The sequence below is a fragment of the Rhizobium sp. BK060 genome, assembly GCF_014193145.1.
Lineage (GTDB): Bacteria > Pseudomonadota > Alphaproteobacteria > Rhizobiales > Rhizobiaceae > Rhizobium.
In genome coordinates this window covers 47,195-60,913 of record NZ_JACHYW010000014.1, presented here as the reverse complement: position 1 = coordinate 60,913, position 13,719 = coordinate 47,195, and the positions used below count along the sequence as shown (strand labels likewise).

Below are 13,719 nucleotides of genomic sequence, written 5' to 3'. Positions count from 1 at the left end.
CCAATGACAGTTGAGTGCACCCGGCTCAAATCCGGGCTGACAGTAGTCACACAGACCATGCCGCATCTGGAAAGCGTTGCGCTGGGAGTTTGGATCAAATCAGGATCGCGCAACGAGACGACAGACGAGCATGGCATTGCCCACCTGCTCGAGCACATGGCCTTCAAGGGCACGGCGCGCCGCAGCGCGCGTGAAATCGCCGAAGAGATCGAGGATGTCGGCGGCGAGGTCAATGCCGCGACCTCCACGGAAACGACCTCCTACTATGCCCGCGTTCTCAAGGACCATGTGCCGCTTGCCGTCGACATCCTTGCCGATATCCTGACGGAATCAGCCTTCGAGGAGGAAGAACTCGAGCGCGAAAAGCAGGTCATCCTGCAGGAAATCAACGCCGCAAACGACACGCCTGACGACGTCGTTTTCGACAAGTTCTCAGAAACCGCTTATCGCGACCAGACGCTCGGCCGGGCGATCCTCGGTACGCCGCAAACCGTGGTGTCGTTCACGCCGCAGCAGATCCGTGGCTATCTCAGCCGCAATTACACGACCGACCGGATGTTCGTCGTCGCGACCGGCGCCGTCCAGCACGACGAGTTTGTTCGCATGGTCGAGGATCGCTTCGCCAGCCTTCCCACCTCTCCATCGGCAACGCCCGTGATGGAGCCGGCAAAATATATCGGCGGCAACATCCGCGAGACGCGCGACCTGATGGATGCGCAGATTTTGCTCGGCTTCGAAGGCAAGGCCTATCACGCCCGCGACTTCTACTGTTCGCAGATTCTCGCCAACATCCTCGGCGGTGGCATGTCGTCCCGCCTGTTCCAGGAAGTGCGCGAGATCCGCGGTCTCTGCTACTCCATCTATGCCTTCCACTGGGGCTTTTCCGATACCGGTATCTTCGGCATCCATGCCGCCACCGGCGGCGAGAACCTGCCGGAACTGGTGCCCGTTATCATTGACGAGCTTCACAAGTCGGCAGCAACCATCGAGCAGAAGGAAATCGAACGCGCCCGCGCCCAGATCCGCGCCCAGCTGCTGATGGGTCAGGAAAGTCCAGCCGCCCGCGCCGGTCAGATCGCAAGGCAGATGATGCTTTACGGCCGCCCGATCTCCAACCAGGAGATGATGGAACGGTTGGAAGGCATCACGGTCGGGCGACTGACGGATCTTGCTGGACGCCTGTTCTTCGACACCGTGCCGACGCTCTCGGCCATCGGCCCGCTCGAACATTTGGCTCCAATGGAAGACATCGCCGCATCTCTTTCCTCGCCCGCTCCTCAGAGCAAACAGGCCCTCGTCTGACCTGATATCCATGTGCCGGGGGTGATCGATGGCAAAATCGGTTTTTCGGTTCCTGTCGCGGCAACCGGATTCAGTGGAACTCGAGAACGAGCACTATGTGCTGCGCCTACCGCGCTACCAGGATTTCAACCAGTGGCATAAGCTGCGGGCGGCCAGCCGGCAGTTTCTGGAACCCTGGGAGCCGACATGGCGCCGCGACGAGTTGACCGAGGGCGCCTACCGCGCCCGCGTCATCCGCGGCAAGCAGGAATACGCCTCCGGCCAGGCCATCCCGCTCTTCCTCTTTCACAAGCAGAATATGACGCTGCTCGGCGGCATCACGATCGGCTACATCAGGCGCGGTGCAGCACAAAGCTGCATGATTGGCTACTGGATGGGCGAGGCATACGCCGGCCAGGGCCACATGTTCGCCGCACTTCAATTGGTTATACCCTATATCTTCGCAGGGCTTGAGTTGCACCGTATCGAAGCAGCCTGTATTCCAGACAATGCTCGGAGCATCCGCCTGCTTGAAAAAGCCGGGTTTCAGCGGGAAGGTTATCTGCGCGGATACTTGAAAATCAACGGTCAGTGGCACGACCATGTGATGTTCTCATTGCTCGCCACCGACACCGATAAAGGCAGGATAACCGACAGCCGATGACTAACAATCGCATGCTGCTCTCATCACCGGCCGGACGATTGATCGCGGTGATCGCAGCTCTCTTGCTGTCAGCCTTCATGCTAGCGGCAGGCCATGTTCAGGCAGCCGAACCGGTCAAGATCTCCCGTGACGATACAGCGCTCGATCTGACTGCCACGACGGAAATCTACGCCAACCAAGGGGAAGCCTTTCAAGTCTCGACGGCTGCCGGTGCCGATGGTATCCGCCGCCGTATTGAGGTACGTGCCAGCTCCGACAACCACCAGGGCGACTGGGCCGTCTTCGCGCTCGCCAACGTCTCCGACGAGCAGCTTGAGCGCGTGATCGTGGCGCCCCATTTCCGCCTGGTGAATTCGAAGCTGTTCTGGCCCGACCTCGGTTCGCAACGCATCATCGCCATTACGCCGAGCGAAGGTTTCGCGCTCGATCGGCAGCCGAGCGACGAGGCCGACGTGTTCCGCATCACGCTCAACCCCGGTGCGGTGATCACCTTCGTTGCCGAACTGACGACGCCGGAACTGCCGCAGATCTATCTCTGGGAACCGGACGCCTACAAGGACACGATCAACGCGTTTACGCTTTATCGCGGCATCGTGCTCGGCATTGCCGGCCTGCTCGCTGTGTTCCTGACAATCCTTTTCGTGGTCAAGGGCACGTCCATGCTGCCGGCGACGGCCGCGCTAGCCTGGGCGGTGCTCGGCTATATCTGCGTCGACTTCGGCTTTCTCGGCAAGCTGATCAGCATCGCTTCAGCCGACCAGCGAATATGGCGCGCCTGCGCCGAAGTCGCCCTCGCCTCCAGCTTCGTCATCTTCCTGTTCACGTACCTCAACCTAAACCGCTGGCACACGCATCTCGGCTACCTCACGCTCGCCTGGGTGCTCGGCCTGGCGCTGCTCTTCGGCGTCGCGATCTATGACCCGGCAATCGCCGCCGGCATCGCGCGCCTGTCGTTTGCGCTGACGGCGACGATGGGTCTTCTGCTGATCGTCTATCTCGGCCTCAACCGGTATGACCGCGCTATTCTTCTGGTGCCGGCCTGGGCGCTGATCCTCGTCTGGATCTTCGGAGCCTGGCTGACGATCACCGGCCGGCTCGACAACGACATCATCCAGCCGGCTCTAGGCGGTGGCCTTGTTCTCATCGTCTTGCTGATCGGCTTTACCGTTATGCAGCATGCCTTTGCCGGCGGCGCGTTCCAGCAGGGTCTGTTTTCCGATCTGGAGCGTCAATCGCTGGCTTTGACAGGCTCGGGCGATATGGTTTGGGACTGGGATGTGGCGCGCGACCGCGTCGTCACGATCCCGGATGTTTCCGTCAAGCTCGGCTTACCGCCCGGCGCGATGCATGGCGCTGCCCGCAACTGGCTGCCGCGGCTCCATCCCGACGATCGCGACCGCTTCCGGGCAACCCTCGACGTCCTGCTCGAACATCGCCGCGGCCGACTGAACCACGAATTCCGCATCCGTGCCGAAGATGGTCATTTCCACTGGCTGCTTATCCGCGCGCGGCCGGTGCTCGGCTCCAACGGCGAGATCATCCGCTGCGTCGGCACCATCGTCGACGTCACCGAACAGAAGAACTCAGTCGAACGACTGCTGCACGACGCGCTGCACGACAACCTGACCGGTTTGCCGAACCGCCAGTTGTTCCTCGATCGCCTGCAGGCCGTGCTTGCATTGGCACCCGGCGGCGAAACGCTGCGCCCGACGGTGATGGTGATCGATATCGATCGCTACAAGCTGGTGAACGATACGCTCGGGATCGCCGCCGGCGACAACATCCTGATCGCACTCACGCGCCGTCTGCGTCGTCTTCTCAAACCGCAGGACACGCTCGCACGCCTTTCCGGCGACCAGTTCGGCCTTATCCTGACTTCCGAGCGTGACCCGACGAAGGTGGCAGACTTCGCCGACGCGATCAGCAAGGCGATCATGGTGCCGATCAACTTCGCCAATCGCGAGATCATCCTGACGGCGTCGATCGGCCTTGCCTCCTTCGTCGATCAGCAGGAAAGCGCCGCTGGAATGCTCAGCGATGCGGAGCTCGCGATGTACCGGGCCAAGCGCGCCGGCGGCAATCGCGTTGAGCCGTTCCAGCCCGCCTTCCGCGATTTCGGCGCCGACAGGCTGCAGCTCGAATCCGATCTGCGCCGCGCCATCGAGCGCAAGGAACTGTCGATGGTCTACCAGCCGATCGCCGGGCTGGAGGACGTGGAGATCGCTGGCTTCGAAGCCCTTATGCGATGGGAGCATCCGAAGCGCGGCAGCATCCCGCCTTCGGAGTTCATTCCGATTGCGGAGACATCCGATATCATCGACATGCTGGGCATCTTTGCCCTGGAGCAGGCGACGAACGACCTGATGGGTTGGGAGAACCAGACCGGCGAGCTGCCGATCTTCGTCTCGATCAACCTCTCCAGCGCACAGCTGCTGAACAACGAGCTTTATGAAGATGTCCGCTCGGTGCTGGCGAAGACCCATTGCGATCCTTCGCGTTTGAAGCTCGAGCTGACGGAATCCATGGTCATGGAGAACCCGGAACAGGCGCGCCTTGTGCTCGAGAAGCTGCGAGAAATGGGGCTCGGCCTTGCGCTTGACGATTTCGGAACCGGCTATTCCTCCCTTGCCTATCTGACGCGCTTCCCGTTCGACACGATCAAGCTCGACAAGACGATGGTGTGCGATGCGAGCGACAAGAAGGCGACCGTGCTCCGCTCGGTGATCGCCATGGCCCGCGAGCTTGACATGAAGGTCGTCGCCGAGGGGATCGAGTCCAACGAGGATGCGATCGAGCTCGCCAAGATGGGCTGCACCTTTGGGCAAAGCTACCTCTTCGGACCGCCGATGGCATCGGAGTCCGTCTTGCGCCTGCTGAAGGAGCGGTTCCCGCTGACGAAGCGCGCCTAAGCTGCCCGCAGCCGTCAGATGCCACGTTGCTGGACAAGCTGATGCACATATTCCAGCTTGGCCACCACAGGCGGTGACAAGACGAACGGATAGGAGTACGGCTGGCCCATGCTGCGCTGGATGGCGTTGATCGCTACGCTTAGCGGAATCCAGGCGCTGACAAGCTGCTCGGCGCTGCGCGCCCGATACGGATTGAAATCGACCTCCGCCGCCATTTCCTCGTGCCCACGTGGATCGATCGCAATGCCGAAGGTGTGTGCCGTCTCCAGGGCGTCGACAATGTGGAGATAGTGGGCGAAACATTCTGCGAAGTCCTCCCAGGGATGGGCAGCCGCATAGGCGCTGATAAAGTTGTCCTGCCATCCTGATGGCGCGCCATTCGCATAGTGGTTCTGCAGCGCGGCGGCGTAGTCCTGGCGCTCATCGCCGAAGATCGCGCGAAAGCCGTCGAAGGCGTTGCGGTCGCGAACCAGTTTGTTCCAGATGAAATGCCCGGTTTCATGTCTGAAATGGCCAAGCAGCGTGCGATAGGGCTCGTTCATCGACGTGCGCGCCAGTTCGCGGGTGACGCCGTCCGCCTCCGCCGCGCGGATCGCAATCACCCCTTCCTTGTGGCCCGTCATCGCGGCAACGACGTTGCCGTCGCTCTGCACAGTGTCCTCGAGGAAATCGAAGACCATGCCGCCGTCTGGATCCTGCTGCCGATCTGGATGCGGAAGCTTCAACCGCAGGAGGGAATAAAACAAATGCCGTTGCGCTTGACCGATGTTTCGCCAGCGGTCTACGCCGTCCAGCGTATTGGTGTTCGGCACCAGTCGATTGTGGCGGCAGGCGAGGCAGAAATCGCCGTCATCCCCCGCACCGATCAGCCAGTTGCAGATGTCGAGCCCGGCGTTGGCGCAAAAGCGAACCTGCCCATCCCGGCGGCCTGCGAGCTGCCATCCGTCATCATCCAGCGGCTCCAGCGCACGCATGGCAAGGTCATGCGGCAGGAACCCGAGCCGATGGCTGCACCGGACGCATTGGCGGTTGTCGAAATGCACAACCTGATCGCAGTTGTCGCAGGCAAACAGTCGCATCGCGCTCCTCGCGGATCCCGTCATCGAAAAGCCCGCGACACGGGATGCAGCGGGCATGCGCAGTTACCGCCAGACGGCGTTCATGCCCGCCGCGGCGCCAGGAGAACGCGTTTTTTGTGCAGATCGTTCCGCGGGTCAGGCGTGGCCGGCCTCGGCCGAAAGCATGGCGGCATTGATACCCATGGTGGCCAGAGCGCGCTCGTACTTGTCGTCGAGGCTGCGGTCGAAGATCAGTTCTTCGCTGGCCGGGCATGTGAGCCAACCGTTGTTGCCGACTTCGGCCTCCAGTTGACCTGCGCCCCAGCCGGCATAGCCGAGCAGCATGGTGGCTCGCTTCGGCCCCTTGCCCTTGGAGATCGCCCTGATGATGTCGAGCGTCGCTGTCATGCAGATATCGTCACTGACGGGAATGCTGGAATCGCATAGATAGTCATCGGAATGCAGGACGAAGCCGCGGCCGCTTTCCACCGGCCCGCCGGTCTGGATCGGGCAATCGCGCGCATGTGGGGGAAGGACAATGGCCTCCTCGTCCTTGATCATTTCGAGGTGCAGGAGAACGTCGGTAAAGGTCAGGTTCTGCGGGCGGTTGATCACGAACCCCATCGCGCCAGCATCCGAATGGGCGCAGATATAGATCACTGTGCGGGCGAAGTTGCGATCCTCCATGCCCGGCATGGCAATGAGAAACTGGCCGTCGAAGAAACCACGTTCTCTTTTGTTTTTCAGGGTCGCCAAGGACATCATTCCTCCTCTGCCAGACCGCACGAGGCCCCGACACCATGAGCATGAGCCAATGTCACGGATCAATCAACTGAAAATGAAGACTTAAGTGATGGCGAGTTCTAGCCGAGCATGAGGATTTTCAATAAACGGTTGATCCATGGAGACTATTTCACTCGCCGTTCGCCCATTCTGGCCCGCCTCGTGCCTGCTCGTGGTCATCTTGCAGCTTTCCCCGCCGGCTCGGGCGGAGATGAGCGCCTGGGCCGACAATGAGGGCGGCCGGATGCGGCTGATTGCGCTTTCGCCTGATGCAAGCGGGAAGATACGCGCCGGCCTGCAAATCGAGCCGAAGCCGGGCTGGATCACCTATTGGCGCGAGCCCGGGAATAGCGGCATCCCGCCCCAAGTCAGCTTCTCCTCGGACGCCGTCTTCCTCGACAAGATGAGCTATCCGATCCCGAAGCATATCGTCGATGGAAAGGTCGACGAGGTCGCCTACGACGCGTCGGTGACGTTCCCGCTGCAACTCACCGCAAAAGACGCCGCCACTCACGAGATCAAGGCAAATGCCTTCATCGGCATCTGCAAGGAAATCTGCATCCCCTTTCAGGCTGAGTTATCGCTGACCTTTGAGCCGTCGGCTCAATCGCGCCCAGCCGAGGAGGCAATTCTCAAGGCTGCCGCTGCCACCTTGCCGGAAGCCGCCTCCTCCGAATTCAAAGTCGACCACCACACCCTGTCGGCGGACATGACGGAACTTTCACTCAGCATTACCCTGCCGGAGAGTGGCGAAAGCGCACCCGAGGTGATTGTGGCAGGCCCGAGCGGGCACGTCTTTACCAAGCAGATGGCGACCCACCGCGACGGCAACAAATTCACGACAAAACTTGCAGTTGGCAAGCTTCCCAAGGGATACAACGTCCACGGAAAGGCATGGAGCGCGCTCGTCATCGATGGCTCGCGCGCGATCGAGACGCCGCTTGTCTTTGAGTAATCGCGGTCTATAGTCGCGCCAAAATCGCGGTATCTGCACCGCCATACATGACAAGGAGACGTCCATGACCATCGCAATCGGCGACAAGCTTCCTCCGGCCACCTTCAAGGAAAAGACGTCGGATGGCCCGGTCGAGATTACCACGGAGCAGCTCTTCAAGGGCAAGCGCGTTGTTCTCTTTGCGGTCCCCGGCGCGTTTACGCCCACCTGCTCGCTGAACCACCTGCCGGGCTATCTGGAGAACCGCGACTCCATCCTTTCCAGGGGCGTTGACGATATCGCCGTCGTCGCCGTCAATGATTGGCACGTGATGGGCGCCTGGGCCCAGTCTTCCGGCGGCATGGGCAAGATTCACTTCCTTGCCGATTGGGACGCGGGCTTCACCAAGGCGCTCGGTCTTGACGCCGACCTTTCGGCCGGCGGCCTCGGCGTTCGGTCGAAGCGCTACTCCATGCTTATCGACGATGGCGTCGTGAAATCACTGAACGTTGAAGAGAGCCCAGGCCAGGCTACGGTTTCCGGTGCTGCGACAATGCTGGAGCAGCTGTAAAGCTTCACTGACCCACCATCTCAAGGCGGCCCTTGCGGCCGCTTTTCTGTTTCGCCGCTTAATTTCAGGCGTTGCCATTTTTTCGCCCCATTTGTTATAACATAACACGTAATGTTATTACATTTTGGTACAAGCATGCGTTTCTCAAAGTTTCCAACCTGTCCGGGCCTGATGGCGCTCTCCGCCGGACGTCGTGTCTTCTACGTCGCTTTAATCGGTATCCCGCTCTGGGCGGCGATCCATTGGGCAACGCTGCTGCCATGAGCGACATCGCGATTGAGCTTGAGGATCTGACTGTCGCCTACGAACGGCATCCCGCCGTGCATCATGTTTCCGGAACGATTGCGGCCGGCAGCCTGACTGCGATTGCCGGCCCAAACGGAGCCGGCAAATCCAGCCTGTTGAAAGCCATCATAGGAGAGCTCCGTCCCTCCTCCGGCACAATAAGGCACCGGTTGAAGCGCACGGATTTCGGCTATCTGCCACAGGCAGCCGACATCAACCGCCGCTTTCCGATCTCGGTGCTCGACACGGTTCTGCTGGGATCCTGGCGGCAAGCTGGAGCCTTCTTAAGCATTGCATCGGCCGACCGCGGCAGAGCGCACGACGCACTGGGCGTGGTGGGGCTGGAGGGCTTCGAACGGCGGAGCATCGCATCGCTGTCGGCGGGCCAGTTTCAACGCGTGCTGTTTGCGCGGCTGCTCCTGCAGGACGCGAGTGTCATTCTTCTTGACGAGCCGTTCACGGCCATCGATGGCCGCACGACTCGGGATCTTCTGGAGATCGTTGCGGACTGGCATGGCGAAGGCCGAACGGTCCTTGCCGTCCTGCACGATTTCGAGCAGGTCCGTGCCCACTTTCCGCAAACACTCCTACTTGCGCGCGAAGTTATCCGCTGGGGGGCAACGGCGGATGTCATGTCCCCGGCAAACCTGCGCAAAGCGCGGGTGATGGCCGAGCGGTGGGACGAGAGCGCCGGTATTTGCGAGCCCGCGAGATGACCGCCTACGATCTCCTTCTCGCGCCCTTCGCCGATTATGGCTTCATGCGCCGCGCGCTTGTCGCTTGCCTATGTCTGGGACTTGGCTCCGGGCCGATCGGGGTCTTCCTGATGCTACGGCGAATGAGCCTCGTCGGCGATGCGATGAGCCATGCCGTGCTGCCCGGCGCGGCCATCGGCTACCTTGTGGCCGGCTCGCTCTCGCTGACGGCGATGGGCCTCGGCGGGCTTGTTGCCGGGCTTTCTGTTGCACTGCTGTCCGGCATGGTCAGCCGCGTGACGTCCTTACAGGAGGATGCGAGCTTTGCCAGCTTCTATCTGTCCTCGCTGGCGCTCGGCGTGCTCATCGTTTCGTTACGCGGTTCGAATATCGACCTGTTGCACGTCCTGTTCGGCACCATTCTCGCGATCGATGCGCCTGCCCTTTATGAGATCGGCGTCATCAGCACGGTGACCCTGATGACGCTCGCGATCATCTACCGGCCGCTGGTCGCGGAATGCTTCGATCCAGGCTTTCTCCGGGCCATCGGCGGGCGTGGACCGATCTATCACTTTCTCTTCCTGCTATTGGTGGTGCTCAATCTTGTCGCCAGTTTTCAAGCCTTGGGAACGCTGATGGCGGTCGGGCTGATGATGCTGCCGGCGGCGATCGCCCAGCTCTGGTCGCGTAGTCTACCATCCATGATGGCGATTGCGGCTGCGAGCGCCACTGCCTCCGGCTATCTCGGGCTCATCGCCTCCTACCATCTCGAATTCGCCTCCGGACCGACGATCATCATGACGGCGGCGCTGATCTATGGCCTTTCCATCTTCCTCGCCCCGTCAGGCCTTGCCTGGCGGTATTTCCCTCGCCCGCACCTGAAGGGCTGACAACCCTGGAGACCCTCATGATTTCCCGCAGACTGCTTTTCTCAGTGATGCTCCCCGCGCTCGTGGCATTTTCGACGACATCGGCGTCTGCCGCGACGCTGAAGGTCGTCGCGTCCTTTACGGTGCTTGCCGACGTGGTCCGCCAGGTAGGCGGCGACCGTGTGACGGTCACAAGCCTCGTCGGCCCGAACGGCGACCCCCATGAGTTTGAACCCTCGCCGAGCGACGCGAAGAACCTCAATGCGGCACAGGTGGCTTTCGTCAGCGGCGAGGGTCTGGAGGGCTGGATGGACCGCCTGATCACCGCCTCAGGCTACAAGGGCAAACCGGTTGTCGTCTCGGAGGGGATAAAGTTCCGCACCATGGACGAGGACGGGCAGACGGTCACCGATCCGCACGTCTGGAACAGCCCGGTCAACGTCAAGGTCTGGGTCGCCAACATCGAGCAAGCGCTCGCGAAGGCCGCGCCGGCCGATGCTACGGCGTTCAAGACCAATGCCGAGACCTATCTGAAGAAGCTCGACGCGCTCGATGCCTACGCGCATTCGAAGCTCGAGACCATCGCTGCCGCCCATCGCAAGGTCCTGACCAGCCACGACGCCTTCGGCTATTTCGGTCGCGAGTATGGCGTGCAGTTCCTCGCCCCGATCGGCGTCTCGACGGAGAGCGAAGCCTCTGCCGCAGATGTCGCCAAACTGATCGAGCAGATCAAGGCCGAGCACGTGAAGACGTATTTCTTCGAGAACTCCAACGATCCGCGCCTCATCAGGCAGATCGCAAGGGCGACGAGGGCAGAGCCTGGCGGCGAGCTCTATGTCGAGTCTCTTTCGGACGCCAAGGGGCCGGCATCAACCTACGAGAAGATGTTCCGCTACAATGTCGACCAGCTCGTTGCGGCAATGGCAAAGGCTAGCTGATGACAAAAGCTGGGCCGCGCAACGCGGCCCAGCCTCAATAATTGAGATCGAATACGATCAGGCCGCCCAAGCCGCCGTCCGTCGAGGAGACGATGCGCTCGCCGACGCCGACATGCTCTGGATGCACGAGGTAGGCGTCGCGCGCTTCCGCGCTTTCGAAGGTCACGGCAAAGCCGTCGACGTAGCCCGCATGCAGCCCCTCCGGCGAGACATTCGGGCCATACTTGATATCGATGATGCCGGGAATCACCTGCTTCAATGCGACGATCGCGTCAAACAAGGACTGCTTTTCTTCCCCTGTCATGGCTGCCTTCAGCCGCATTAGCACGCAGTGCAGGATCATGTGATAACCTCCCGGATCCATTTTCAGGCGAGCATAAGGAGAAACGTCGCAGGGGCAAGTGACAAGGATGTGCCGTTTTGAAGACATCCCCATCTGAATGGCCTCGGCAAACGCCGGTGTGCAAGACGCGGCCAATTCGGCGCCGTAAACCGTCGTAAATGGAACTGCGCGTCCTACATTCTCGTCTAATCTGTCGGTATCCAGTGCGCGGGGAAGAGGAGCCCTGCACTAGACACATTTTCAACGGAGGAGATGGAAATGAGCAAGAACCGAGGCGTCGTCTACATGCGGCCGGGCAAGGTCGAAATCCACGACATCGACGATCCGAAGCTTGAGGCGCCCGATGGCCGCCGCATCGAGCACGGCGTCATCCTGAAAGTGATTTCCACCAACATCTGCGGGTCGGACCAGCACATGGTCCGCGGCCGAACCACTGCCATGCCTGGCCTCGTACTCGGTCATGAAATTACCGGCGAGATCATCGAAAAAGGCATCGACGTGGAGATGCTTCAGATCGGCGATATCGTCTCCGTGCCATTCAACGTCGCCTGCGGCCGCTGCCGTTGCTGCAAGTCGCAGGACACCGGCGTCTGCCTGACGGTCAATCCGTCGCGCGCCGGCGGCGCCTACGGATATGTGGACATGGGCGGCTGGATCGGTGGGCAGGCCCGCTATGTCACCATTCCCTACGCTGATTTCAATCTGCTGAAATTCCCAGACCGCGACAGGGCCATGGAGAAGATCCGCGATCTGACCATGCTCTCCGATATCCTGCCAACCGGTTTCCATGGCGCGGTGCGCGCTGGTGTTGGCGTGGGATCCACCGTCTATGTCGCCGGCGCCGGCCCGGTCGGGCTTGCGGCGGCCGCGTCTGCCCGCATCCTCGGTGCTGCTGTCGTGATGATCGGCGACTTCAACAAGGATCGCCTTGCCCATGCCGCCAAGGTCGGCTTCGAGCCGATCGACCTGTCGAAGAGCGACCGGCTTGGTGACATGATCGCGCAGGTGACCGGCAGCAACGAAGTGGACAGCGCCATCGACGCCGTCGGCTTCGAGGCGCGCGGCCACAGCGGCGGCGAGCAGCCGGCGATCGTTCTGAACCAGATGATGGAGATCACCCGCGCGGCAGGCTCGATCGGCATTCCCGGCCTTTACGTGACCGAGGACCCCGGTGCTGTGGACAATGCCGCCAAGCACGGCAACCTGTCGCTGCGCTTCGGCCTCGGCTGGGCAAAGGCACAGTCCTTCCATACGGGTCAGACACCGGTGCTCAAGTACAACCGCCAGCTCATGCAAGCGATCCTGCACGACCGGTTGCCGATCGCCGATATCGTCAACGCCAAGGTCATTCCTCTCGAAGATGCAGTGCAGGGTTACGAGAGCTTCGACCACGGCGCGGCAACGAAGTTCGTGCTCGACCCGCACGGCGAAGTCGCCAAGGCAGCATAATCGACAAGCCTCCCAAGGCTCGGCGCAGCGGATGCCTCCTGCACCGCTGCGCCATCCTGCAGTGTTCCCTACGCGATCTCCAGCAACAGGGCCCGATGGTCGGAAACCTCGGGCTCTTCAATGACGTCGAACGCCACGACGTCAACGTTTGCTGTGACCAGCATATAGTCGGCGTAGCGGCCCTCCTTGATGTAGTGCGAGGTTCGCGTATCCATGTGACCGCGCGAGGTCACGAGGTCGGTGAGGCTGAGGTCGGCGAGCGCGCCGAACATGACACTGTCGGGGAGCACATTGAAATCGCCGCAGACGACTAGCGGCTCGCCTTCGCGCCATATGCGGCGAATGAGAGCAATCAAGGCATCCGCCTGCCCGCGGCGTGCAGCCGTGTCGCCCTTGCCGGCAAGGTCGCGCAAGCCATGCAGCTGTGCGACGGTGATCGGGCGATTGGTGCGATAGTCGAACAGGCGAAGGCACTGCGCATTGCGCGCGCGGGGGTGCACGCCATAGCCATCGCTCGAGAAGTCGCCGTGCACGAAATCCATCGCCTGGCCGATGATCGGGTGGGACTGGCGCACGAAGGTTGCGAGGCCGAACTCCGACATGACAGAGGTCTCGCCTTCGAACAGTTCGCCCCGCGCGGTCGGCGCGAACAAGGCATCGTGTGCGGGAAGGATCGCCTTGATCTCGGCAAACAGGTTAGCGCGTTGCGGCAGGATATGACTTCCGTCGCGGTAGACCAGCCAGTCACTGGAAACGGTCACCGAACGCGTGATTTCTTGCAGGCAGAGAACATCGGCGTCGATCTCGGCGAGGTAGGGAATGAGCGGCGCGTGCAGCTTTCCGCCCCATGCATTCAACGAGACAATCCGCATGACATCCCTCCCCGGTCTGTGCCAAGCGTTTCCTTTCAGATGCAACGAAACGCTCGATGTCCTTGTTT

The 13,719-nt window shown here is 61.3% G+C and carries 13 protein-coding genes; 9 read left to right on the top strand and 4 right to left on the bottom strand.

What is annotated here, in order from left to right; all coding sequences use genetic code 11:
* Positions 1–3 precede the first annotated feature (3 nt).
* Genes FHT71_RS16725 through FHT71_RS16715 form a run of 3 tightly spaced genes read left to right on the top strand, consistent with a single transcriptional unit; the run spans position 4 to position 4,854 of the window.
* Positions 4–1,302, top strand: coding sequence for a pitrilysin family protein (locus FHT71_RS16725; RefSeq protein WP_007793060.1), 1,299 nt, complete (start codon positions 4–6; stop codon positions 1,300–1,302).
* 28 nt (positions 1,303–1,330) lie between these two features.
* Positions 1,331–1,945, top strand: coding sequence for a GNAT family protein (locus FHT71_RS16720; protein ID WP_007793062.1), 615 nt, complete (start codon positions 1,331–1,333; stop codon positions 1,943–1,945).
* On the top strand, positions 1,942–4,854 hold the full coding sequence (locus FHT71_RS16715; RefSeq protein WP_007793064.1) for a sensor domain-containing phosphodiesterase: 2,913 nt from the start codon (positions 1,942–1,944) through the stop codon (positions 4,852–4,854). The genes FHT71_RS16720 and FHT71_RS16715 overlap by 4 nt, the downstream gene beginning before the upstream one ends.
* 14 nt (positions 4,855–4,868) lie before the next feature.
* Here the strand turns inward: FHT71_RS16715 and FHT71_RS16710 are convergent, their stop codons facing one another.
* Together FHT71_RS16710 and FHT71_RS16705 are read right to left on the bottom strand one after the other, a co-directional pair.
* A complete protein-coding gene (locus FHT71_RS16710; protein WP_132588485.1) occupies positions 4,869–5,933 on the bottom strand; it encodes a putative zinc-binding metallopeptidase in 1,065 nt (354 codons plus the stop codon).
* Between the two features lie 135 nt (positions 5,934–6,068).
* Positions 6,069–6,674 carry a YqgE/AlgH family protein gene (locus FHT71_RS16705; RefSeq protein WP_007793069.1) on the bottom strand — a complete coding sequence of 202 codons (606 nt, stop codon included), beginning with the start codon at positions 6,672–6,674 and terminating at the stop codon, positions 6,069–6,071.
* Between the two features lie 139 nt (positions 6,675–6,813).
* Here FHT71_RS16705 and FHT71_RS16700 point away from each other — a divergent pair, with 139 nt between their 5' ends.
* The 5 genes from FHT71_RS16700 (at position 6,814) to FHT71_RS16680 (ending at position 10,987) form a co-directional block, all read left to right on the top strand.
* Positions 6,814–7,650, top strand: coding sequence for a protein-disulfide reductase DsbD domain-containing protein (locus FHT71_RS16700; RefSeq protein ID WP_132588484.1), 837 nt, complete (start codon positions 6,814–6,816; stop codon positions 7,648–7,650).
* A gap of 64 nt (positions 7,651–7,714) precedes the next feature.
* Positions 7,715–8,200, top strand: a complete 486-nt coding sequence (locus tag FHT71_RS16695) for a peroxiredoxin (RefSeq protein ID WP_007793077.1) — start codon at positions 7,715–7,717, stop codon at positions 8,198–8,200.
* A 260-nt stretch (positions 8,201–8,460) separates the two neighbouring features.
* Positions 8,461–9,201 carry an ABC transporter ATP-binding protein gene (locus FHT71_RS16690; protein WP_132588483.1) on the top strand — a complete coding sequence of 247 codons (741 nt, stop codon included), beginning with the start codon at positions 8,461–8,463 and terminating at the stop codon, positions 9,199–9,201.
* Positions 9,198–10,070 (top strand): metal ABC transporter permease, encoded by an 873-nt coding sequence (locus FHT71_RS16685; RefSeq protein WP_007793082.1) that lies wholly within the window; start codon positions 9,198–9,200, stop codon positions 10,068–10,070. The genes FHT71_RS16690 and FHT71_RS16685 overlap by 4 nt, the downstream gene beginning before the upstream one ends.
* 17 nt (positions 10,071–10,087) lie before the next feature.
* Positions 10,088–10,987, top strand: a complete 900-nt coding sequence (locus tag FHT71_RS16680; RefSeq protein WP_132588482.1) for a zinc ABC transporter substrate-binding protein — start codon at positions 10,088–10,090, stop codon at positions 10,985–10,987.
* Between the two features lie 34 nt (positions 10,988–11,021).
* Here the strand turns inward: FHT71_RS16680 and FHT71_RS16675 are convergent, their stop codons facing one another.
* A complete protein-coding gene (locus FHT71_RS16675; protein ID WP_007793088.1) occupies positions 11,022–11,330 on the bottom strand; it encodes a Dabb family protein in 309 nt (102 codons plus the stop codon).
* A 258-nt stretch (positions 11,331–11,588) separates the two neighbouring features.
* Here FHT71_RS16675 and fdhA point away from each other — a divergent pair, with 258 nt between their 5' ends.
* Entirely contained in the window at positions 11,589–12,779 is a 1,191-nt protein-coding gene (fdhA, locus tag FHT71_RS16670) for a formaldehyde dehydrogenase, glutathione-independent (protein WP_007793093.1), read from the top strand.
* 68 nt (positions 12,780–12,847) lie between these two features.
* On the opposite strand, the gene FHT71_RS16665 is transcribed toward fdhA, so the two are convergent.
* Complete coding sequence (locus tag FHT71_RS16665) at positions 12,848–13,651, bottom strand: endonuclease/exonuclease/phosphatase family protein (protein ID WP_007793097.1); 804 nt, start codon at positions 13,649–13,651, stop codon at positions 12,848–12,850.
* Positions 13,652–13,719: the final 68 nt, after the last annotated feature.